Annotated in this window: 21 protein-coding genes; 20 read left to right on the top strand and 1 reads right to left on the bottom strand. The window is 48.0% G+C overall.

Annotated features, from left to right (window positions below):
• Positions 1-77: 77 nt before the first annotated feature.
• Positions 78-1,031: a ribose-phosphate diphosphokinase gene (locus C0Q44_RS05510; protein ID WP_017691370.1), complete on the top strand. Its 954-nt coding sequence runs from the start codon at positions 78-80 to the stop codon at positions 1,029-1,031.
• Between the two features lie 215 nt (positions 1,032-1,246).
• On the opposite strand, the gene C0Q44_RS05505 is transcribed toward C0Q44_RS05510, so the two are convergent.
• On the bottom strand, positions 1,247-1,447 hold the full coding sequence (locus C0Q44_RS05505; protein WP_105406378.1) for a hypothetical protein: 201 nt from the start codon (positions 1,445-1,447) through the stop codon (positions 1,247-1,249).
• A gap of 140 nt (positions 1,448-1,587) precedes the next feature.
• On the opposite strand from C0Q44_RS05505, the gene pth reads away from it, so the two are divergent.
• The 19 genes from pth to ftsH all read left to right on the top strand — a co-directional run bounded on the left by pth (position 1,588) and on the right by ftsH (position 23,907).
• Entirely contained in the window at positions 1,588-2,148 is a 561-nt protein-coding gene (gene pth, locus C0Q44_RS05500; protein WP_105406377.1) for an aminoacyl-tRNA hydrolase, read from the top strand.
• A 98-nt stretch (positions 2,149-2,246) separates the two neighbouring features.
• Complete coding sequence (gene fin / locus C0Q44_RS05495; protein WP_105406376.1) at positions 2,247-2,477, top strand: anti-sigma-F factor Fin; 231 nt, start codon at positions 2,247-2,249, stop codon at positions 2,475-2,477.
• 271 nt (positions 2,478-2,748) lie between these two features.
• On the top strand, positions 2,749-6,276 hold the full coding sequence (mfd, locus tag C0Q44_RS05490; protein WP_105406375.1) for a transcription-repair coupling factor: 3,528 nt from the start codon (positions 2,749-2,751) through the stop codon (positions 6,274-6,276).
• The gene (locus C0Q44_RS05485; RefSeq protein ID WP_105406374.1) at positions 6,260-7,399 is read left to right on the top strand and encodes a peptidylprolyl isomerase; all 1,140 of its coding nucleotides are present in this window, start codon (positions 6,260-6,262) and stop codon (positions 7,397-7,399) included. The genes mfd and C0Q44_RS05485 overlap by 17 nt, the downstream gene beginning before the upstream one ends.
• Positions 7,400-7,721: 322 nt before the next feature.
• Positions 7,722-8,264 (top strand): stage V sporulation protein T, encoded by a 543-nt coding sequence (spoVT, locus tag C0Q44_RS05480; RefSeq protein ID WP_105406373.1) that lies wholly within the window; start codon positions 7,722-7,724, stop codon positions 8,262-8,264.
• A gap of 195 nt (positions 8,265-8,459) precedes the next feature.
• Positions 8,460-10,247 (top strand): putative polysaccharide biosynthesis protein, encoded by a 1,788-nt coding sequence (locus C0Q44_RS05475; protein WP_105406372.1) that lies wholly within the window; start codon positions 8,460-8,462, stop codon positions 10,245-10,247.
• A 220-nt stretch (positions 10,248-10,467) separates the two neighbouring features.
• Complete coding sequence (yabN, locus tag C0Q44_RS05470; protein WP_105406371.1) at positions 10,468-11,961, top strand: bifunctional methyltransferase/pyrophosphohydrolase YabN; 1,494 nt, start codon at positions 10,468-10,470, stop codon at positions 11,959-11,961.
• 309 nt (positions 11,962-12,270) lie between these two features.
• A complete protein-coding gene (locus tag C0Q44_RS05465; RefSeq protein ID WP_017691362.1) occupies positions 12,271-12,543 on the top strand; it encodes an HU family DNA-binding protein in 273 nt (90 codons plus the stop codon).
• The gene (locus tag C0Q44_RS05460) at positions 12,543-12,821 is read left to right on the top strand and encodes an RNA-binding S4 domain-containing protein (RefSeq protein WP_036606120.1); all 279 of its coding nucleotides are present in this window, start codon (positions 12,543-12,545) and stop codon (positions 12,819-12,821) included. The genes C0Q44_RS05465 and C0Q44_RS05460 overlap by 1 nt, the downstream gene beginning before the upstream one ends.
• Positions 12,822-12,995: 174 nt before the next feature.
• Complete coding sequence (gene yabP, locus C0Q44_RS05455) at positions 12,996-13,280, top strand: sporulation protein YabP (protein WP_105406370.1); 285 nt, start codon at positions 12,996-12,998, stop codon at positions 13,278-13,280.
• Entirely contained in the window at positions 13,277-13,846 is a 570-nt protein-coding gene (gene yabQ, locus C0Q44_RS05450) for a spore cortex biosynthesis protein YabQ (RefSeq protein ID WP_105406369.1), read from the top strand. The genes yabP and yabQ overlap by 4 nt, the downstream gene beginning before the upstream one ends.
• A gap of 12 nt (positions 13,847-13,858) precedes the next feature.
• Entirely contained in the window at positions 13,859-14,194 is a 336-nt protein-coding gene (locus tag C0Q44_RS05445; protein WP_105406368.1) for an FtsB family cell division protein, read from the top strand.
• A 198-nt stretch (positions 14,195-14,392) separates the two neighbouring features.
• On the top strand, positions 14,393-14,926 hold the full coding sequence (locus C0Q44_RS05440) for a S1 domain-containing RNA-binding protein (RefSeq protein WP_105406367.1): 534 nt from the start codon (positions 14,393-14,395) through the stop codon (positions 14,924-14,926).
• Between the two features lie 482 nt (positions 14,927-15,408).
• Positions 15,409-17,916, top strand: coding sequence for a stage II sporulation protein E (gene spoIIE / locus C0Q44_RS05435; RefSeq protein WP_181150862.1), 2,508 nt, complete (start codon positions 15,409-15,411; stop codon positions 17,914-17,916).
• An 85-nt stretch (positions 17,917-18,001) separates the two neighbouring features.
• On the top strand, positions 18,002-18,754 hold the full coding sequence (locus tag C0Q44_RS05430; protein WP_105406366.1) for a vWA domain-containing protein: 753 nt from the start codon (positions 18,002-18,004) through the stop codon (positions 18,752-18,754).
• The gene (locus tag C0Q44_RS05425) at positions 18,738-19,685 is read left to right on the top strand and encodes a serine/threonine protein kinase (RefSeq protein WP_105406365.1); all 948 of its coding nucleotides are present in this window, start codon (positions 18,738-18,740) and stop codon (positions 19,683-19,685) included. The genes C0Q44_RS05430 and C0Q44_RS05425 overlap by 17 nt, the downstream gene beginning before the upstream one ends.
• 44 nt (positions 19,686-19,729) lie before the next feature.
• Entirely contained in the window at positions 19,730-21,169 is a 1,440-nt protein-coding gene (tilS, locus tag C0Q44_RS05420; RefSeq protein ID WP_105406364.1) for a tRNA lysidine(34) synthetase TilS, read from the top strand.
• Positions 21,170-21,221: 52 nt separating this feature from the next.
• Positions 21,222-21,761: a hypoxanthine phosphoribosyltransferase gene (gene hpt / locus C0Q44_RS05415; protein ID WP_105406363.1), complete on the top strand. Its 540-nt coding sequence runs from the start codon at positions 21,222-21,224 to the stop codon at positions 21,759-21,761.
• Positions 21,762-21,861: 100 nt separating this feature from the next.
• Positions 21,862-23,907 (top strand): ATP-dependent zinc metalloprotease FtsH, encoded by a 2,046-nt coding sequence (ftsH, locus tag C0Q44_RS05410; protein WP_105406362.1) that lies wholly within the window; start codon positions 21,862-21,864, stop codon positions 23,905-23,907.
• The last annotated feature ends 225 nt before the right edge of the window (positions 23,908-24,132 follow it).

The following is a 24,132-nucleotide window of genomic DNA, read 5'->3' as shown; positions in this document are numbered from 1 at the left end:
TCCCGAAGGTCGGGAGGTGCCGACATGTCGCAGACGCTTATAGATTCCAATGAACCAGCACGGAGGGTTTTTATTTTATGACTTATTTTGATTCGAAACTAAAAATATTTACTTGCAATTCTAACCCCAAGCTCGCCCATCAAATTGCTGATTATATCGGGATTCCTATGGGCGAATCTCACACAACCAGCTTCAGTGATGGTGAGATTCAAGTGAAACTCTCCGAGAGTGTTCGGGGCTGTCACGTCTACATCGTGCAGTCCACTTGCTTGCCGGTTAATGACAACCTGATGGAAATGCTCGTTATGATTGATGCACTCAAACGGGCATCTGCCAAGACGATTAACGTCGTTATCCCTTATTATGGTTATGCAAGACAGGATCGCAAAGCACGTTCGCGTGATCCGATTACTGCGAAACTGGTAGCCAACCTGATTGAAAAAGCAGGGGCAACCCGTGTCATTGCAATGGACTTGCATGCGATGCAGATTCAGGGATTCTTCGATATTCCGGTCGACCATCTGCTTGGAGTACCTATTCTGGCTCAATATTTCCGGTCGAAACAGATCGAAAATCCAGTTGTCGTGTCGCCTGACCATGGTGGTGTAGTTCGTGCACGTAAACTGGCTGATTTCCTGAATGCACCTCTAGCGATTATCGACAAACGTCGTCCTGAGCCGAATGTTAGCGAAGTGATGAATATTATCGGTAACATTGAGGGTAAAACAGCCATTCTGATTGATGACATTATTGACACAGCAGGGACGATTGTACTTGGAGCGAATGCTCTGATGGAAGGCGGCGTGAAGGAAGTCTACGCTTGCTGTACTCACCCGGTATTGTCGGGACCTGCGATGGAACGCTTGGAGAATGCACCATTGAAGGAAGTCATCGTAACGGATACCATTCCGATTACACATGCCAATCCGACAAGCAAACTCAAAGTGTTGTCTGTAGCACCTTTGCTCGGAGAAGCCATTATCCGGGTTCATGAGGAATTGTCAATCAGCAAGCTGTTTGAAATTGAATAAGGATGTCTGCATAAAGTAGTAGAGGGGTTACGTTTTCCGGTTCAATGGAAAATGTAACCCCTGTCGGCGTGCCGTTTTATTAAAAGTGAAACAAACGCTGGTTAGTCCATATAAGTTGAACTAAATTACACAATAACAAAGAGGGCAGAAAAGATCGGAAGATGGTTCTGCCCGCGTAGTGGTCCAGTGTAAGATCCTTCATTCAACTTATATGGTTAATACCCGGGGCGGGAAATAAAGCGGAAGCGACGCCGGTGAAAAAGGGTGTCCGCAATCTCGACGAATTGATTATCGAAACGCGTAACGATACCGATCTCAATATGGGCGTCGCGGTCGTATACCTGTACAGGTACGTGATATTCGAGATGATAGATAAAATCACTATGTTGAGTCAGTTGTCCATTGTCTTCGCGCAAAACCCGCTCACCTTCCTGGGTTGATGAAATATATAATGAAAATACTACAGCTCATCGGAACCTTACTTTCTTGATATTATATGAAATATAACATTCGAAGTCTATGCCTCACCTCAGGCTAATCCGAAGGAGGGAACGAGATGAAGTGGATTGTTGGACTTGGAAATCCAGGCTCGAACTATGCCAAGACCCGTCATAATATCGGTTTTATGGCATTGGATCGATTAGCTGCTCGCCATAGTATCTCCATTACACAGAGTAAATGTAAGGCACTAATTGGAGAAGGCAATATCGGCGGTGTAAAGACCGTGCTGATTAAACCAATGACCTATATGAACTTGTCTGGTGAATCGGTACGAGCATACATGGATTTTTATAAAGTTAGTCTGGAAGATCTAATTGTTGTGTACGACGACATGGATACAGAGATCGGCAAAGTCAGATTGCGTTATCAAGGCAGTGCTGGCGGTCATAATGGAATCAAGTCCATTATTCAGCATACCGGTACACAGCAGTTTAACCGGGTCCGCATGGGAATATCACGACCAGAACCAGGACATGCCATTGTTGATTATGTGTTATCGACCTTTATGAAGAAAGAAAAAGAAGCCCTTGATCAGACCATTGAGCATAGTTGTGATGCTCTGGAGCATAGCTTGACCCATTCGTTTGAACAAACGATGGCAAAGTTTAACGGATAATTCTGTAAGCTATATTGGTAAAATGATCAAAAAGGACGGGTTCGATTCATCCATACTGGACATACTGGACTTATAAACCATGTTCAGGAGGCATAAACATGTCAGTGAATTACGTATGTAGGCATTGCCGTACCTTTATTGGACGAATCGATTCTGCCCGAATAACGGAAGCACAGTTGGGCTTTCATTTCTTGACCCCCGACGAGCGGAGGGATATAATAGCGTATAATTCCGGTGGTGATGTTACCGTCCGGATTACATGTGATTACTGCAAGGAAGCACTGGAGCATAATCCGGAGCTCAGCCTGCTCGCGAGTCCGCTTCAATAGACATCGCCTGGCAAGCACGAATGGCAGTTGAGGGCGGTTGCGGAATACGCTCCACCTTTTATAGCCTTGGCAGCCTGCTGAGGCTTCTTTTCAGTTGGAATGAAAGCTAAAGCATTCTCGGACTCAATGTCAGCCACATCAACAGATGTGGCAATGTTGCGAGTAATCCTTTATGATGAAACAGGAGAAAAAGGAATTTGTATCCATTTTTAGTAGCGATACTACGCGTATATGTGAGATAATCAAGTAAGTTATAAGAGAGGTGCCCCTTTTGTTACAAGCACTTATACAGGCTTTTTCCAAAGATCCGGACTTCGGGTCCATTACAGCCGGAATTAAGTCCGGCATGAAGGAGCAATTGGTTTCAGGTTTATCAGGATCGGCGCGTCAGATTATGCTGGCTGCGCTGCATCAGGAAATGAACCGACCGTTGCTCGTAGTAACGCATAATATGTTTTCAGCTCAAAAAATTGCAGAAGATTTACAGGAAGCGCTTTCACCTGATCAGGTGTTGCTCTATCCTGCCAATGAACTTGTCGCTGCTGAAGCTGCTGTTTCCAGTCCGGAAACATTGGGTCAGCGTATTGACGTGTTGGTCCGGTGCGCCCAGGGATTCAGGGGCGTTGTTGTTATTCCCTTTTCCGGGGTAAGACGTTATGTTCCGCTTCCGGAAATCATGGCCAATGCTCGGATCTTGATTAAACAGGGCAACACACTTCAACTGGATTCCTTCCTGCTTGAGATGGTAAAGCTCGGATATGAGCGTGTGGAACGTGTAGAATCTCGCGGAGAGATGAGTGTACGCGGAGGCATTATCGACTTCTATCCGGTCACTTCATCGATCGCATATCGAGTGGAACTATTTGACGATGAGATTGATTCGATTCGGACGTTTGATCCGGCAGATCAGCGTTCCATTGAACGGATTGAGGAAATCACAGTTCTGCCATGCAAGGAGTTAATCGCTGATCGTGAGCGGATGGAGCAGGCTGCGGATGCGGCTGTCATTCTGTTGGAGAAACAGCTGGAGAAGATGACGGATCGGCAGGCGAAACTGCGTCTTCGTGAAGAGATTCACCGGGAGATCGAACTTTTGCGGGAGCATGTGTATTTCTCGGAAATGTATAAATATATCTCACCACTCTATCCGGAGAACAAAACGATCTACGATTATATGCCGGAAGATACTCTGCTGGTGCTTGATGAGCCTGCAAGACTATCGGAAACGTCGAAACAGCTGGACCGTGATGAGTCCGAGTGGAATTTGCATTTAATGCAAAACGGTAAAACACTACCGGATCTTCCCTTATCCGCAGATGGGGATGAACTCTTGTATGAGCGTCCATTTCAGACGCTGTTTATATCCATCTTTTTGCGTCAGGTTCCACATACCCAACCACAGAACATTCTGAATTTCATCAGTCGTGGCATGCAGGATTTCCACGGGCAGATGAATGTACTCAAGGCCGAGATGGAGCGTTGGCAGAAGGCCGGAGTTAGAGTGCTCATGCTGGCGAATGGTGAGGAACGACTGGATCGGATGCGCCGGGTACTGATGGACTATGAAATTCCGGAGCCAGAGATGCTTATCGGTAACTTGCAGACCGGATTTGAAATGCCGTCCATTCATTTGGCTGTTGTGACAGAGGGCGAGATGTTCTCGCAAAAACAACGTAAAGTACGTAAGCCGATTCGAAATGTAGACAATGCTGAACGGATCAAATCCTATAGCGAGCTAAAAGTGGGCGATTATGTCGTTCACCAGAACCACGGGATTGGTAAATATCTGGGCATTGGCACGTTAGAGGTTGGCGGCATTCATAAAGACTACATGCATATCCTCTATGCGGGTGGAGACAAACTGTCTGTACCCATTGAACAGATCGATCTGATTCAGAAATATGTAGGTTCCGAAGAGAAAGAACCGAAAATATATAAACTGGGCGGCAATGAGTGGACTCGGGTCAAAAATAAAGTTCGCACATCCGTACAGGATATCGCTGATGATCTGATCAAGCTGTATGCAGAGCGTCAGACCTCCAAAGGATTTGGATTCGACAAGGATACTGCCGAACAACAGGAGTTTGAGGACATGTTCCCTTACGATGAGACACGTGACCAGGTACGTGCAATTGAGGAAATCAAGAAGGACATGGAACAAAACCGCCCGATGGATCGTTTATTGTGTGGGGATGTCGGTTACGGCAAGACCGAGGTGGCTATCCGGGCCGCATTCAAATCGGCTATTGAAGGCAAACAGGTTGCTGTACTTGTTCCGACAACCATTCTGGCACAGCAGCATTTTGAGACGTTCCGTGAGCGGTTCTCCGGTTATCCTTTCAACATTCATGTGCTCAGCCGTTTCCGCTCCCGCAAAGAGCAGAACGAAACAGCCAAAGGCATCAAGGCAGGCACAGTGGACATTGTCATCGGGACACATCGACTGCTGTCACAGGATCTGGTGTTCAAGGATCTGGGATTGCTAATTGTTGACGAAGAACAGCGCTTCGGAGTAACGCATAAGGAGAAACTGAAGAAGCTGAAAACCAACGTGGACGTGCTGACGCTAACAGCAACGCCAATTCCGCGTACACTTCACATGTCCATGCTGGGTGTGCGTGACTTGTCCGTTATTGAGACTCCGCCGGAAAATCGTTTCCCGGTACAGACCTATGTGGTAGAACATAGTCAGGCACTTGTCCGCGAAGCCATTGAGCGTGAGCTGGCGCGTGGAGGGCAGGTCTATTACCTCTACAACCGTGTACAGGGAATTCAGGAGATGGCTGCCGAAATTTCTGAACTGGTGCCTGAAGCCAAGGTTGGTGTTGGACATGGTCAGATGTCAGAAACAGAGCTGGAGAAGACCATTCTGGACTTCCTGGATGGCGAATATGACGTGCTGGTTAGCACAAGTATCATCGAGACCGGGGTAGATATACCGAACGTGAATACTTTGATTGTGCATGATGCGGATAAAATGGGGCTCTCCCAGCTGTATCAGCTGCGCGGACGGGTGGGTCGTTCCAACCGTATTGCTTATGCGTACTTTACGTACCAACGAGACAAAGTGCTCACTGAAGTTGCCGAGAAACGTCTGCAATCCATTAAGGAATTCACCGAACTCGGTTCAGGATTCAAAATTGCCATGCGTGACTTGTCGATTCGTGGTGCGGGGAATCTGCTAGGAGCAGAGCAGCATGGGTTCATCGCTTCCGTCGGATTCGATCTGTATTCCCAGATGCTCGCGGAGGAGATCAACAAACGCAAAGTTACGATGCTTGGCGAGGAGCCGGTACCTTCCGATCAGTGGAACACGACCCTGGATCTCAGTATCGATGCCTACTTGCCGTCGGATTATATATACGACAGCATTCAGAAGATTGAGATCTATAAAAAAGTGGCGGTCATTGCATCCTTCGACGATGCAGTGGAGTTGGAAGACGAATTGGTTGACCGATTCGGTGATCTTCCGGAAGCGGTCATCAACTTGCTGGCTGTTGCACGGATGAAAGTATATGGCAAGATCTATGGCATTGAGTCCATTTCCCAACGCGGGGATGATCTTACCGTGAAGTTCTACGAAGGGCGCGAACATGCCTTTGAACTCTCAAAAATTTCGCACATTGGAAATCAGTTCGAAAGACGTGTACAATTTGAACAAGGACCCCATATGCTGATTCACGTTAAAGGCAAGGGGCTTGGGGATAAGCAACTGATGGAGCTGGTAGAGAAATTTCTGGAGTCCATGAAAACTGCTTTTAAATCAAAGGGGGAACTAAAAGATGTTACCAAAGTATAAAAAAGTAGGAAAAGTACTGTCTGTGAGCATGATCGCAGTACTGTCCTTATCATTGCTTGCTGCTTGCGGCAAGAAGGAAGAGGCGAAAGCACCGGAAGCAACAGATAACAGTGCTGTAGTCGCTACGTATGAAGGTGGCACCATTACAGCTAATGAATTCGATATGGAGCAACGCGTCATGAAATTCCTCTATCCGGAATATGCACAAATGATGGATATGGACGATTTCAAGGAGTACCTGGTGAAGCAGGAAGTTGCCTATGAATATCTGAGTGGCAAAGCAAGTGAAGAAGCCAAAACAGCGGGTGTCAAAACAGCAACCGAGCAGTTTGATAAAATGAAAGCTTCTGTTCAGGCAGACCAATGGACTGAGATGCTGAAAGCTCAGAATCTGACGGAACAGAACATCAAGGATTATATGACTCGCATCATGACGGTAATCAAAGACAAGGAAACAGGCGTTACGGAAGATGCCATCAAGGCTGAGTTTGAGAAAAACAAAGATCAGTTCACAACGGCTTCCGTTCGTCACGTTCTGATTAATTTCACAGATCCAAAAACGAAAAAAGAGCGTAAAAAAGAAGATGCACTGAAAATTGCAAAAGAAGTTAAAGCCAAGTTGGATGGCGGAGCTGATTTTGCTGAAATAGCGAAGAAATATTCCGAAGATCCAGGTTCTGCTGAAAAAGGTGGGCTGTATGAAGAAACACCTGTAGGCAGCTGGGTAGAGGCATTTAAGGAAGCAGCCAAAACGTTGCCACTGAACAAAATCAGTGATCCTGTAGAGACGGAATACGGCTACCACATCATGAAGGTGGAAGCTCGTACTGAAGCGGACTTCACCAAATTGACGGCTGAGCAAAAAGGAAGCCTGAAGAGTCAATTGGCTGCTGCCGAGATCGACACGTTCATGAATAGTGAACTGGACAAAATTGTGAAAGAAGTTAAACTGCCGAAAACAGAAAAGGCTGAAGAAGGCACAAAAGGTACTGGAACTGAAGGAGAGCAAACAACTGAACCAAAAACAGATGGCTCTACAGGTGGTACGGACACCAAGACGGACCAAGGTACTACCGGAACAGATAAAGATGCAAAAACAGATGAAGGTACAAGCAGTAAGTAAGTTGCTGTGGATGCATACGTTCAGCGGCTAAACCCGTCCGAATGAATGCCGTGCACTCCGTAAATATGGACAACCATACAGAGAAGCAAGGGGAGGACTTAGGACCTCCTTCTTGCTTCTTCTTGTTGCTAGGAAGACCTTATGGGTACATGGTCGCCTTCTTCGAAAGTTACACAACTATATTCTCCGAAGCATGTATAAGGAAATGGGAACAGATGAATACTATGGTCAAGATATCACACTAAAAGTTCTGGGACTTTCCTCTACCCCTTAAAGAACAGTAGTTGAAAAATCTTCTCGAGAAAGTGGGGCAACATGTGAAATGAAAGCTACTGGTATTGTCCGTCGTATAGATGACCTCGGTCGTGTGGTCATTCCAAAGGAAATCCGCCGTACGTTACGTATTCGTGAAGGCGATCCACTGGAGATTTTCGTGGACCGTGATGGAGAAGTCATCCTTAAAAAATATTCGCCGATTAGTGAGCTTGGCGATTTTGCCAAAGAATATGCAGAATCCCTATATGAGAGTACAGGCCATGTAACGATGATCTCCGACCGGGATACCATTATCACGGTGGCAGGTGGCTCCAAGAAAGAATATTTGGACAAGCAGGTAGGTCTACTGTTGGAAAATTGTATGGAAAACAGAAAGACCATTCTGGAAACAAACAATGGTACCTATGAGCTTAGCAAAGATCATGACGATACGTTATCCTCTTTTGTTATTGCGCCGATTATCTCGGGTGGTGACCCCATCGGGACAGTGATCTTCTTCAATAAGGATGAATCAGTGAAGATGTCCCAGATGGAAATTAAGATGTCTGAGACAGCTGCTGGTTTCCTTGGCAAGCAAATGGAACAATAGACAGCAGATGGACTCCTGGTGCCCTGATTTGGGCATACGGGAGTTTTTGCATTTTAGGGGATAAGGAGCGGATTCAGATGAATGTCATGCTGGGAAGTTAGATTGCGCGCCTTCAGGCAGGTATAATAGCAAGGTATGCTTATAATATGTGTTCAAAAAGAACGGTTTTCAGTACCAAGAGATGAGGAGGGAATTATGAAACAGCCGTCTACAGGCTCAAGGCTGCTACAGGGTGCGTTTATACTAGGGCTTGCCGCCATTATCTCCAAAATCATTGGTGCTTTTCAGAAGATCCCACTGCAGAATCTGGGGGGAGACGGTGTTTTTGGCATTTACAATACGGTGTATCCGTTATATATGCTCATGATCATACTTGGTGCTGCAGGGCTGCCTCTGGCTGTCTCCAAATTTGTAGCAGAGCAGAATGCACTCGGAAGACCGGATGAGAGCAGAAGGATTATCCGATTATCCTCAATACTGCTTGGAGGAATTGGACTGGTCATGGCGTTCTTGATGTATACAGGTGCGCCACTGATCGCTGATCTGATTGGTAATCGACAGGTGGTTCCATCGATTCGCACAGCTTCATGGGCTTTGTTGTTCGTACCATTGATGACAGGACTGCGTGGATATTTTCAGGGTTTACAGCAGATGGTACCAACAGCGGTATCACAAGTCGTGGAGCAGACGATTCGTGTCACCGTCATGATCGTTCTGCTTCTCTGGTTGATGAGGCGGGATGCTTCACTTGAAACCATCGCTGCGGGTGCCATGATGGGCTCTGTTGCCGGCGGTATGGTTGGACTGTTAACAATGCTGGGATATCTGTACCGTCATCGGCGAAAGGAACAGGAGAACACTCAGTCGGATGTATATGCAAATGGAAGATCCGAACAGGCTGTAATCGGAGAAATTGCCTCTGTAGTTAAGCGAGAAGATGGCGGAGCCGGGATGGATCGGAGTGACCCGGGTCATGAGATGATTCTGGAACCGAAGAAATGGGGCCTTTCTGATCAGTCTGATCGGGTGGGGTATCGTCGATCCAATGGGGAATGGATCAGGACGCTACTCATGTATGCCATCCCGGTCTGTCTCGGATCATTGGCCGTACCACTGATGAATCTGGTGGATACCTTTACCGTACCACGGCTATTGCGAGGAGAAGGGCTGGACGAGATTCAGTCGATGGTCTCCTTTGGCATCTACAATCGTGGATTGCCGCTGGTCCAGCTGGTGACGATGCTGGCCATGTCACTGTCTGTGCTGTTTATTCCGGCGATGGCGGAAGCCCGGTTAAAGGGCGGGCCAGAAGCCGTTCGGCAGCAAGCCGGCCTCGCGCTGCGCTGGTTCTGGTTGATCGGCCTGGCGGCGTCCGCGGGTCTAGCGGTGCTGGCGGAGCCGATTAACCGCATGCTGTACGGCGATGCCGCAGGCACCGAAGCACTGCGGTACATGGCGCTGACGGCTGCGGGCAGCACCGTCAGCATTATTGCGGCGGCGCTACTGCAAGGGCTAGGCGCCGTGCGCGCACCCGCGTTCAGCATGCTGGCCGCCGCAGGCGTCAAGGCGCTGCTGAACGTCATGCTTGTGCCCGCGCTGGGCATCAGCGGCGCGGCTCTGGCTGGCGCAGTCGCCTACATGCTGGCGGCTGGCCTGAATGTGGCGCTACTGGCGCGGCTCGTCGCCCTGCGCCCTGCCCCTGGCGCCGTCCTGGCGAAGCCGGCGCTGGTGATCGCCGCCATGAGTCTGGCGGCGGTAGGCACGGCCTTGGCCGCCGAAGCGGTGCTCGGCGGCTTGGGCATCGCGGCCGATCGCAGGCTGGCCGCGATGGGCGTGAGTCTGCTGGGCATAGCCGCAGGCTCGGCCGTGTTCTTGCTGGCGGCGGCCCGCACAGGGCTCCTGACCGCCGCGGAGCTGGCGGCTGTGCCCAAGATGGGGCCTCGCCTTGCCAAGCTGCTGCGCAGACTGCGTGTGCTGCGCTAGCTCAATCCTCACGGTGCTTCTACGCCCTGCACCAGCACAATGCCCTTACCCCAATCCATCCTGGATTATCTGGGATGTCACTTATGGCTAAATTGAATTGAACAGCAAATATGCAATTATAGGATATTGAATGATTCTGTTATAATACGTGTAATTAGTTCTGCTCAGGTACGATGAATGTGAGTCTGGGCAAAATAGTTCGGATGGAGGTTTGAAGGTTATGAGTGCAGCTTTGACAGTGGTGGGTCTTGGATCGGGAGATGCAGACCAACTGACGGTAGGGATTATCAAAAAAATGAAACATGCAGCTACGCTATATGTACGTACACTGGATCATCCTGTATTGAATGATCTGAAGCAGGAGGGGCTGGAGATGACATCTTTCGATGCCATCTATGAGGCAAAGTCGTCCTTCCCGGAAGTGTATGACGAGATCGCAGATCAATTGATAGAGGCCGCTCGGCAGGGTGAGGCCGGAACCGAGATTGTGTATGCCGTACCGGGGCATCCCATGGTGGCAGAAGCAAGTGTACGCCTGCTCAAAGAACGTTGCCCGCAGATGGGCATTTCACTGCGTGTTATGGGTGGAGAGAGTTTTCTGGACGAAGCCTTTATACGACTTGGCTTTGATCCGATCGAAGGGTTTCAACTTCTGGATGCCAGCAGTCTGAATACCGAACTGGTACAACCACAGCTACATACGTTGATTGGACAAGTCTACGATGTGTTCACTGCGTCGGATGTGAAGCTCTGCCTGATGGAGGTCTACCCCGATGATTATCCGGTATTTGTTGGACATGCCTTGGGCGTACAAGGCCAGGAGATTATTCACAAGATTCCGTTACACGAACTGGATCGAATCGAAGGTTACGGTAATCTGTCACTGATTTATGTACCTAAGAACACCGATGATGCGCTGCGTCGTCGATCCTTTGCGCGTTTACATGAGATCGTGAACATTCTTCGCAGCCCGGGTGGCTGTCCATGGGATCAGGAGCAGACACATCAGTCCATTCGCAAAAACCTGATTGAAGAGACGTATGAAGTCATTGAGACAATCGATGAGGATGACCCTGATCATATGAAAGAAGAGCTGGGCGACCTCCTGTTGCAGATTTTGCTGCATTCCCAGATGGAAGAAGAGGTTGGCACATTCAATGTGTATGATGTTATCGAAGGGTTGAATGATAAGCTGATCTTCCGTCATCCGCATGTTTTTGGAGAACATCAGGCTGAGGATGCGAATGAAGCCCTTCAGAACTGGGAACAGATGAAAGCAGAGGAGAAAAAACGCAAGGGTCAGGATCTGCAGAAGGTTTCCGTGCTGGACGGCATACCGCGTGATTTGCCTGCATTGATGAAGGGATATAAGCTACAGAAGAAAGCAGCCAAAGTGGGCTTTGACTGGGATGATGTTGAAGGTGTATTCGCCAAGATTGAGGAAGAACTGGCAGAACTGAAGGAAGCCGTTCAACAAGGCCAAACTGCGGAAGAACAGAAGCTGGAACTGGGTGATCTGTTATTCGCAGCTACGAATGTTGCGCGATTCATTGATACAGACCCGGAAGAGGCACTGGCTGCCACAAACCGCAAATTCATGGGGCGATTCCAGTACATCGAGGATCGTCTGCGTGAACAGGGCAGAACGCCTATAGAGAGCAACGTGGAAGAGATGGAACGTTTCTGGCAGGACGCGAAGAAAGCAGGATTATAAACGCTTCGTGTTTCTGGAAAAAAACGGACAAGCTTATTCCATGATGTTATCCAGTGTGTTATGATATACGAACATGTGTTCATCTCCGTGACCGAGGCAGAGGTGTTTAGCGACGGACAGTTTCGGGTATTGGTCTTAGACTGTTCCCTGCCGACTATCGGCAGAAAGCTAAAAAAAGTCGCGGACCAAGGCAGGATTTCAGATGCCAAGCCAGAATACATGTTGTAGTAACCTTACGCGAAACCGATGGCGATAGACTTATTGCCTAGGCTCGCAGATACTTTTTTTTCAATTTGGGAGGCTTTTAAAATGAACAAAACAGATCTGATTAACAACATTTCAACCAAAAGCGGTTTGACTAAAAAAGACGTTGAGTCCGTATTGAACGGCTTTTTGGGAGAGATTACAGATGCACTTGCCAGCGGAGACAAAGTACAATTGATTGGCTTTGGCACTTTTGAGACCCGCAAACGTTCCGGTCGTACCGGACGTAACCCACAAACAGGGAATGAGATTGTGATTCCTGAGTCCACTGTTCCTGCATTCAAAGCAGGTAACAAACTTAAAGAAGCCGTAAAATAATGCGTCTTGATAAATTCCTGAAGGTCTCCCGGCTGATCAAACGCCGTACTGTGGCCAAAGACGTCTCTGAGCAGGGACGTGTTCTGGTGAACGGACGTGAAGCGAAGCCCAGCGCCGCTGTCAAAGTGGGCGATGAGCTGACGGTTCAGTTCGGCCAGAAACTGGTCACTGTGAAGGTGGAACGTATTGCCGAGAGTACCAAGAAGGATGAGGCGAGCAGCCTCTACACCTTGGTTAAGGAAGAGCCGATCGCCAAGGATAACGGGATGAACTGGTAACAGTACGTCTGATCTGATTGTTATTCATTCAATGCAAATTGAATCAAAACGTCCTCCCCTAACAGGGTAGGGCGTTTTTGTTTTGCTCAAACAAGGGGCTGCTTGTTCATCCGCACAGGTTCTATTCCAACCTCCTCATCCATAAGCTAGGTGTAAGAAGGAGGGGTACATGCCATGGTTGAGCACGGTAAAGCCAAACATCATCATTTGAGCATGCAGAATCGGAAACTGCTGGATCTGACGGGTGTCTCCAATGTGGAGAGCTTCGACAGTGAGGAATTTTTGCTGCAGACTGAACTTGGGCATCTGACCATCCGGGGGCACAATTTACATATCAAAAACTTAAGCCTGGAGGAAGGTCTCTTATCCATTGAGGGTACAGTCAGTTCGCTCCAATATCTGGACCCCGGTTCTCAGTCCAAAAATGGTAAAGGCCTGTTTGGCAAGATGTTCCGATGAGTCCCGATACTCAATGGATCACATTGATGTGGATGCTCCTTTCGGGGGTCGTGATGGGGATGGCCTACGACAGTTACCGGGTACTGTCCGGACAGCTGCGATTTCCGAGATGGAGCATCCATACGCTCGATCTGTTGTACTGGGTTGCTTCCGCGCTGTTCGTTTTTCGGATGCTATACGCCGGAAACCACGGACAGCTGCGGTTTTATGTCTTTTTGGGTCTGATTATAGGGGTTTGCTTCTATTTTTGGCTTTTAAGTGTTACAACCCAGCGTTTTGTGGTAATGTTAATTAAACTCGCAAGAACGCTGATTCATTGGTGTGGACATATCCTTAACATCCTAATCGTTATGCCGGCTAAGGGAATTTATAAGTTAATTCGCGTATTATTCGGTTTTGTAATTGCGATACTATTATTCTTGGGCAAGCTGGTGCTGCAATGTCTGGTACCTTTAGGCAAGTTGTTCCGCTGGATGTTTAGGCCGCTCCTGAAACATTGGGTAACGCCACGCTTCATGATCCGTGTGGGTACAAGTATTGCAGCGATATGGAAACGCTGGTTTTAAGGAGGTCCAATAATGGGTAAAACACCTGTGGGCAGATCAAAGGCTCCAACTAGCCAAGGGAAATCTGCTGGCGCACGAAGGCGCCTCATGCTATGGATGACGTTTATGGTCGTATTTGTCATATGGGCCGGATATACATTCCTTGTGCAGACTGCACAAATTTCGGACAAGAGTTCTCATCTGGCCTTACAGCAAGCTTCAAAGGAAGATACGTTGAAGAAGCTGGAACAGTTGAAGTACGAAGTCAGCCGGTTGAATGACCCCGAATACATAGGACAGCTGGCGCGGAAAAAAGGATATTATCTTCCTGACGAAACGCCGATCCAGGTCGAAGAGTCAGGTAACTGATGGAAATCGGTCCAATACCAAGCTAGGTTTGCTATCCATGTGTCTGAAGCCGTTAAACCGGAAAAAATAGGCTCCCTAATGGGGGAGTGTTCAGTTGACCTTGGTTTACGGCATAAGGTATAATTACATTAGCGCAGCATTGATTTTGGCATTCAAAAAATCGGGTTGTATATTTTTAAGGGAGGATCATTTTATTCTATGGCAATTGAAGTGGGCACCAAGTTAGAGGGCAAGGTGACAGGAATCACGCATTTTGGAGCATTTGTGGATCTGTCAGGAGGTGTCACGGGTCTCGTTCACATCTCGGAAATCGCCGACAATTACGTCAAAGATGTCAACGACCACCTGAAGCTGAATGACCTCGTTACAGTGAAGGTTATCAACGTTGACAAGGATGGCAAGATCGGACTTTCCATTAAGCAAGCTGTTGACAAACCGGTTGAGCAACAAACACAATCCAGACCACCGAGAGCTCCTAGACCGGAACGCAGTGGAGGAGATCGCGAACGATTCAGCGGCGGAGGCCCTAGTGGTGGCCAAGGTCGTAGTGGCGGTGGCGGCGGTGGATTTAACCGTGGAGACCGCGGAGGCCGTTCTTTCAAGCCCGCAGCAGGCAAACCTTCATTTGAGGATAAAATGTCACGCTTCCTGAAAGATAGCGAAGAGCGGATCTCTTCGCTCAAGAAGAACACAGAAGGCAAACGCGGTGGCCGTGGCGCCAAGCGTGTGTAATCTGTCTCAACCTGATCTAACATATAAAAAAACCGTTAGCCCTTTGGCTAACGGTTTTTTGTGTTTACTCTGGTATACGGCATCTATATGAGTAGTTGATTCGCTGTTTTTGTAAGGTGAGGCTCCATATCCCCGGTTTTTCTGCACGGTAAATTGGAACCATAAGAACATTTGTCGTCTACCATTTTTTACCGACAGGTTTCCGTGGCATTCCACAGCTATCCTGCTCAGATCATGGCGAGTCCAAACCATCTCCGGTTCAAAATCAGACAATCGGCTTGTCAGAACCAGGTGTGCGGATGATTAAAACTGCAATAAGGCCGGGGGTTTCTCTCCACCGCGCTGAGCTGGTTTCTTTTGTCGTAAACTTTTTGGACCCTGCTCACCTATTCTGACAAACTACGTCTTCTATTCTATCTATAATCAGAACCATCGAGAACGAAACACGAAAATTCAAATTAATCGAATGGGGTGCCTTGAGGATGATGGAAAAGTGGAATGTCATTCAATTTCCGGGAATGAAAGCAGGTAAAGGCGGTACAGAGGCTCGGGAGGAGCTGTCGGTACGTCTGAAACACTGGCTCGGCTCCCGCAAGGCTGTCCAGATCGTCGCTGCACGCAAATGGGTACTGCTTCTCACATTCATGGGATTTCTGCTTGGTAAGGCCATGATCCTAAATGAGTTATCTCCCTTTGCCATTGCTTACTTCGCCGTGATTGCTTTCATGCGCAGGGATTACATTATTCCGGTAGGCGCCGCTCTACTCGCAGGCAGCCTATTTGCACCGTTTCCAGTACCACTCATTGTTGCCTCGGAGATCGCTATCTTCTATCTGCTGTTCCGGGGACTGGAGTCATATGATCGTGCTGAATTATCTTATGCGCCTACGATGGTGTTTACCACTACATTTATGGTCAAGTTATTCACCGTCGTAATTGGACCTTCCTTCAGTTGGTACGCCATGCTGATGCTCACGATGGACTCTATATTAAGCTTCGTGCTCACCCTGGTTTTTATACAAGCTATACCGATTTTCACCTACCGCAAAAAAAAGTTCAGCCTAAAGAACGAGGAGATTCTCTGCCTGATCATATTATTGGCCTCCGTCATGACAGGAGCCGTGGGGTGGACCATTCAATCTTTGTCCGTGGAGCATATGCTCTCCCGTTATCTCATCTTGATCTTTGCCCTAGTGGGCGGAGCCCCCCTTGGAGCCTCGGTAGGGGTCATTACCGGCTTGATTCTGAGTCTGGCTGACATGTCAGCCGTGTATCAGATGAGCCTGCTTGCTTTTGCCGGGATGCTGGCGGGTATGCTACGAGAGGGGAAACGTGCGGCGGTTGCGCTGGGCATGCTATTGGGCTCGTCTATTCTATCCATATACCTGGGTGGTCCAGGTGATGTGATGAACTCTTTATGGGAGACGTGTGCGGCCATTGTTCTGTTCATGCTAACACCTAAGAGTATGTTAACAGCGATATCCAAATATGTGCCTGGCACGCAGGATCACACGAAGTCCCAGCATGAGTATGCCAAGCGGATACGGGATGTTACGGCAGAGCGGGTAACCCGCTTCTCCCAAGTATTCCGTCAATTGTCACGCAGTTTCGATCAGATGTCCGGTGCGGGGGAGCCGGTGCAGAAAGAGGGCGGGATGGAGCATTTCATGAATGCGGTTGCCGAAGGCACCTGTGCAAGTTGTTTCAAGCGAACGCAATGCTGGGATGCGAAGTTTGTTCAAACCTACAAATATATGACGGATGTGATGAGTGCCATTGAAGCAAATCCGGAGATCTCAGGCAAGCAGGTTCCGGTGGAATGGAATAGAGTGTGCGCGAAACCGGAAGAAGTACTTGAAGTCATGCGCTCCCAGTATGGTTTGCATCAACATAACATGCAATGGAAGCGTCAGATTATGGATAGCAGGCAGCTAGTTGCGGAGCAATTGTCCGGTGTATCCCAGGTCATGGAGGACCTGGCCAAAGAAATTCAACGCGAAAGCGATGAGATGGTACAACAGGAGGAACAGATTCGGGATGCGCTGGAATCACTGGGACTGTCCATTCATTCCATTGAGATTATTAATCTGGAAGCAGGCAATGTGGAGATTGAGATTGTGCATGCATATACGAGAGGATTTGATGAGTGCCGAAAAATGATAGCTCCGCTGATCTCGGATGTATTGGACGAGCATATTGCTGTCTTACATGAGACCATGACCGACCCTCGTCAGGGACTCGCAACCGTAACGTTTGGTTCAGCCAAGACTTTTGAAGTAACAACGGGTGTTGCTGCTGCTGCCAAAGGGGGAGATGTGATGTCAGGGGACAGCTTCAGTACAGTTGAGTTAGGCAACGGAACGTTCGCGGTAGCGCTCAGTGACGGGATGGGAAATGGGGAACGGGCACGCATGGAGAGCAGTGCAGCGTTGAACATACTGGAACAGTTGCTCCAATCCGGCATGGATGAGAAATTGGCAATCAAATCCGTGAATTCGGTCCTGATGTTGCGCTCGCCTGAAGAGATGTATGCTACGGTCGACATGGCACTGATTGATGAGTATACGGCAGAGACCACTTTCATGAAAATCGGCTCAACACCAAGTTTTATCAAACGTGGACAGGAGGTCATCCCAGTCTCAGCCAGTAATTTGCCAATCGGCATTATTAAGGATATTGAAGTGGATCTGGTGACGTTGCAGCTACAACCGGGCGATATTCTGATTATGATGACGGATGGCATCTATGATGCACCGGGATATGCGGTGAACAAAGAGTTATGGATGAAGCGACTCATTCAAGAGATTAATACCGATGATCCACAGGAGCTCGCCGACTGTCTGCTCGAAAGTGTTATAAGGTATCAGCAGCATGAGATTATAGATGATATGACTGTCGTTGTTGGAAAAATAGAGCATTATCGCCCTGAATGGGCCACACTTCGTATGCCGGGTATTAACCGGATGGAACGTCCGCGCACCGTCAGTTAATTGCATATTCTTCTGTTTGAAGTCTCTTCATTCTGGCCATGCTAGTCATAGAGTTGGAGAGTAACAAATAACGGAGGGATATCGGATGAAGCAAATTTTGTTGATCACCGACGGTTGTTCCAATGTAGGGCCAAGTCCGGTGCTGGCAGCGGCCGAAGCACAGGAAGAAGGGATTACAGTCAATGTGGTCGGTGTGATTGATTATGGAACCATTGGTGAGCTTGGCAGCCGGGAGATTGAGGATATCGCCAGAGCCGGGGGTGGAATCAGCCAGATTGTAGGTACACGGCAGCTTGCCCATACCATGCAGATGATGACGAGGAAAACGGTGGTTCAGACGATTCAGCAGGCGGTTAATAGAGAGTTAACACAAATTTTGGGAGAGAAGGAGCCCAAAACAGTAACGGATCTTGAACCTGCAAAGCGCGCCCGGGTCGTCGAAGTCATGGATGATATGGCTGAGACAACAGCGTTACAAGTGATATTACTGATTGACGTCAGTGCCAGCATGAAACCCAAACTGGCTGCGGTAGAAGAAGGGATTCGGGATTTAATGCTAAGTTTGCAGGCGCGTATAGGTCAGAGCAAGCTTTCCGTATTTCATTTTCCGGGACGACACAGTGGGGAAGATGCGGTAATGGATATTGAGTGGACAACGGATCTAAGCCGTGTTCGTTCCCTGTTCGGGAGGTTGAAGATGAAGGGTGCAACGCCGACAGGTCCTGCAATTCAGAAGGTGATTGATTTTTACCGTTATGGTACACTGGAGAAACAGCAGGAAATAGAAGGGAACTATCGCATTGAAAGAGAAGGGATGCTCGGTGACAACGTTGTCTGATGCCTCTTTCCCGCCAGGAACAGTGATTACAGGGAAATGGAACCGCAGTCGTTACACGATTCGGAAGCTGCTGGGCAAAGGAGCCAATGGCATCGTTTTTCTGGTTCAGCGGGGTGAAAATGGCAAACACTATGCGCTAAAAATGGGATTTGACCCGGTGGATCTGCAATCGGAAGTCAATGTGCTCAAATCTTTTCAACTACAGCGTAATCATGAAGCCCTTCGGCAGAGCGGCATTCCTTCCTATCTTAAAGATGTGGATGATTATGCCGTTCGAGGCCGGGATATTCCCTTTTATGTGATGCGTTACGTTCGAGGTGAAGCTCTTCATCACTTCATTCGGCGTCAAGGGACAGACTGGACACTTTTGGTTGGACTCAGGCTCTTGCAGAAGCTGGCACAATTGCATCAGGCGGGATGGGTTTTTGGTGACCTCAAGCCTCAGAATGTGCTGGTATCCGATTATGGGCAGGTAGAACTTATCGACTACGGCGGAGTTACGTCAATCGGACGGAGTGTCAAACAGTTCACCGAATGGTATGATCGCGGCTTCTGGAATGCAGGCAGTCGAACAGCAGATGGAACCTATGATGTATTTGCCTTTGCATTATTGTTAATTCATGTTCTTGAAGCGGACGCGCTCAAGGCATTGGCCGCGGAAGGACTACCGCAACTGCGAAGTGCGAATCAGCTTGTATCGTTGGTGGAGCGCAGTGAACGATTGAGTCCTTTTCGAAATTGGACGATTCAGGCATTGCGAGGTCAGTTTCCTGATGCAGATTATGCGGCAAAAGGTTGGAAGGAATTGATGGCACGTCCCGCACCTCTTCGCCGTCGTTCCAAAAGTACAACACCGCGCTGGCTCAAGAATGCATTTGCCGTATCTGTAATATTACTTATTGGGGTTCTCATCTATGCACTACGTTTCTGATCTGTGATCGTGCATATACATAACGCAAGGAATGAGGAACAGGTATGGAAGCTTTACGCTGGAACATGCTGGTGAATAACGTGCTGGATGCAGCGGAAGAGCATCAGTTATGGGTTCCCGGGGATCGGATTGTCGTCGCAGTATCGGGCGGGCCGGACTCGGTAGCTTTTTTGCATATCATGCACGAGATTAGCAAGCGACATGTGCCGCTCGTATTGATCTGTGCCCATGTGCATCATGGTTTCCGGATGGAGTCCGATGAAGAAGCGGAGCAAATGAAGGATCTGGCGCAACAGCTTGGTATCACTTTTGAATGGGTTAAGGCTGATGTACCTTCATATATGAAGCATACGGGTCAGGGACCCCAGGAGGCTGCCCGCAACAAGCGCTATGCCTTTCTGCATGAAGTAGCTGTCAAATATAATGCCGCAAGCATCGCTTTGGCACACCATGCGGATGATCAGGCAGAGACCGTTATGCTTCATTTGCTTCGTGGAACTGGTCTGTCGGGACTCGCAGGAATGAAGTTTAAAAGGCAAGAAAAAAATGTGGAACTTATTCGTCCGTGCCTTCGTATAAACAAGACAGACCTTGTAGAAGCTTGTAATACTCAGGGTTTTACGTATTTCAATGATGAGAGCAACGCCCTGCGTAAATATCGGCGTAATGCCATTCGCTTGGATGTGCTTCCTTTTTTGGGGCAGTATAATGGACAACTCACGCCGTCTTTGAATCGGCTTGCCGAAATTGTGGGTGATGAAGACGATTTCATGGAGCAGAGTGCATATGACACATACAGGTGTCTAGTGCAGGTGAACGGCGGAAGGCAAACCTTTGAGGTGCCTTCCTTCTTGAAGTTACATGTCGCTTTACAACGAAGGTTGATTAAACTAATATTGAATTATCTGCCTTTGGACAGTGATTTTGTCGACTTTACCCGTATAGAAACCATTCGGCGCAAGGTCATGGAGACTCATGTGACGACCTGGAGCCTGGATATAGGACAGACATTCTCCTGCAGCCGGGAGTATGATCTGATTTCTTTTGGCATACGGACGGACGTACAGGATCAATCTTACGAGTATCGTCTTGCGCAATGGAGTGGAACTTATGAGCTTTCACTCACCGAGATTAACCGATATATTCGGTTGAAACCGATGAGTCCCGAGGACTATCATGTACCGGAATCGGCGGATCTAGCCGCGTTTGATGCGGATCAACTTCTTATGCCGCTGGTTGTGCGTTCACGGTTACCTGGAGATACCATGAAAGTAATGGGATTAAACGGAAGCAAAAAGGTGAAAAATATTTTCATCGATGAGAAAATTCCCCCGTCTGTCCGTCCACGCATTCCTGTGGTATGTGATGGAGCAGGCAAAATCATCTGGTTACCGGGTGTTCGACGGTCCGGTGTGGCTCCTGTCACGGAGGAAACTTCCGCAATCCTGTACATGACTGTAGGCGATTCAGCGATTCAGGGGTAGTGGTTATGGTTCAGGTAAGGCTTTCATAGTATAACTTAGGAGGTTCGCACAGTTGCAGAACGACATTCAGGAAGTATTGATCAGTGAAGAAGAAATTCAGAGTAAAGTCAAGGAATTAGGCGCAACACTAAGTGCCGAATATGCAAATCGCAATCCTTTGGTCATTTGTGTGCTCAAGGGTGCGTTTATATTTATGGCTGATTTGGTTAAGAACATAACGGTACCTGTTGAAATGGATTTTATGGCAGTATCCAGTTATGGCGCTTCCACCAAGTCATCTGGCGTTGTCAAAATTATTAAGGATCTGGATGAATCCGTTGAAGGACGGGAAGTTCTGATTGTCGAAGATATTATCGACAGCGGACTTACACTCAGCTATCTAATTGAACTGCTGCAGAACCGCGGTGCCGAATCGGTGCGTGTGGTTACGCTGTTCGACAAGCCATCAGGCCGCAAAGTGGAGTTAGAAGCTCATTATACAGGCTTTGACATTCCTGACGCGTTCATCGTTGGTTACGGTTTGGATTATGCGGAGAGGTACCGGAACCTGCCCTATATCGGGGTTTTGAAGCCGGAAGTCTACAGTAGCTAATATCCTGCCTGACCCAAGCCTTGAGCTGTTCTTGGCTTCTGTTGAGAAGCTGTGTCGGGCTATGTTAAAATAATTAAAGTGTCTCGAGAGGAGGTAGGGGATGAATCGGTTCATCCGGAATTCTGGTTTTTATTTGATTCTTTTTTTAGTTGTGGTGGGGATAGTCCAATTCGTCAGCAATGGCGGCGAAGCCACCGATAATCCTAGATATGATCAGTTGCGCACAGAGATCAAAGCCAACAACGTCTCGGAATTGACAGTTCAATTCAACGGTCAAACGTATCTCGTGACCGGTCAATACAAGAAGGCGCCTGAAGGAGCCAAATCAGAAAATTTCTCAACGTATATTCCTCCTACGGATGAGGCAATTAGTGAGCTTGTAGCTGCAAGTGAAACTAACAAATTCCAATATCATCAGGAACCAATGAAAGGTGACAGCATCTGGTTAACGTTGCTGACTTCCTTCATTCCTTTGATCATTATGTTCCTGCTGTTCTTCTTCCTGTTTAATCAGGCTCAAGGCGGCGGCGGTAAAGTAATGAACTTTGGTAAAAGCCGTGCTCGTCTCTATAACGAAGAGAAGAAGCGGGTTACATTTGAAGATGTTGCGGGTGCTGACGAAGAGAAGCAGGAACTTATTGAGGTTGTAGACTTCCTCAAGGATCCTCGGAAATTCGCAGCAGTAGGTGCACGGATTCCTAAGGGCGTATTGCTCGTGGGGCCTCCAGGTACGGGTAAAACATTGCTCGCTCGTGCGGTAGCCGGTGAAGCGGGTGTACCATTCTTCACAATTTCAGGTTCCGACTTCGTAGAAATGTTTGTCGGTGTCGGCGCATCACGTGTACGTGACTTGTTCGAAAATGCGAAGAAAAATTCACCATGTATCATCTTTATCGATGAGATTGATGCTGTAGGACGTCAGCGTGGTGCTGGTCTTGGTGGTGGTCACGATGAACGTGAACAAACACTTAACCAGTTGCTCGTTGAAATGGACGGATTCGGAGTTAACGAAGGTATTATCATCATAGCTGCAACGAACCGTGCAGATATTCTGGACCCTGCCTTGTTGCGTCCAGGACGTTTTGACCGTCAAATTACGGTTGATCGCCCTGATGTAAGAGGACGTGAGGCTGTTCTGAAAGTACATTCTCGTAATAAGCCGCTGACTAACGATGTGAAAATGGATGTTATTGCGAAACGTACAACAGGTTTCTCTGGTGCAGATTTGGAGAATCTCTTGAACGAAGCGGCATTGATTGCAGCACGTCGTAACCGTAAAGATATTTCCATGAAAGAAGTCGACGAAGCGATTGACCGTGTTATTGTCGGTACGGAGAAGAAAAGCCGTGTCATCAGTGATCGTGAGAAACGTATTGTTGCTTATCACGAAGCAGGTCATACCATTGTAGGATACTTCCTGGAACATGCTGATATGGTACATAAAGTGACCATTATCCCGCGTGGACGTGCGGGTGGATATGTAATCATGTTGCCGAAAGAAGATCGTATGCTCGTTACCAAGCAGGAGCTGTTGGACAAAGTTACCGGACTCCTCGGAGGTCGTGTAGCAGAAGAATTGTTCATTGGTGAAATTGGAACAGGTGCATATAGTGACTTCCAGCAAGCGACAGGTATTGTTCGTAGCATGGTTATGGAATATGGTATGAGTGAGAAATTGGGACCTATGCAATTCGGAAGTTCACAGGGACAGGTATTCCTTGGTCGGGATATCGGTCACGAACAGAATTATTCGGATTCCATTGCCTATGAGATTGATCAGGAAATGCAACGCTTCATTAACGATTGTTACGAGAAATGTAAGGATTTGCTCGTTAAACATTCGAAAGAGATGCATTTGATCGCTCAAACTTTGCTGGAGGTAGAGACATTGGAAATGGATCAGATCAAGCAATTGATCGAAACAGGTTCCCTGACTCCAAAAGTAGAGGATGACAATGAGGGTGAAGGTACGCCAACTGAAGGCGGAGAGCCAATTATCGATACCATCGGTGATGTGCGTGTCCGTATTCAAGGCAAAGATGAAACACCTCAGCCACCAGCCGGAGATATTCCGAACGAAACTCCGAATCTGGAAAAGGGTAATAACAATAACCCGGATGATGGTGGAACGAAGCCAACGTCTTAATGCCTAATAGAGCCTGCCTATTACAGCAGGTAAAGATCAAGAGAGCCTTTGGGCTCTCTTTTTTATCGATTATTATAAAAGGTGTGGCTGTGATATTTGGGGGATAGATGGCGTACTGGTTAGCAAATGGGTGGTTAGGCCGCATTTCTGGGCCTTTTTCATTTATTGACAGAGTCGTGAACGTTGTGTACATTAGTTGTTAAACCGCTTGTGATTCGTTTCTCA

Source organism: Paenibacillus sp. PCH8 (assembly GCF_002968835.1).
Classification (GTDB): domain Bacteria; phylum Bacillota; class Bacilli; order Paenibacillales; family Paenibacillaceae; genus Paenibacillus.
The sequence above is the reverse complement of the archived record's forward strand: the minus strand, read 5'-3'. Positions and strand labels throughout refer to the sequence as shown.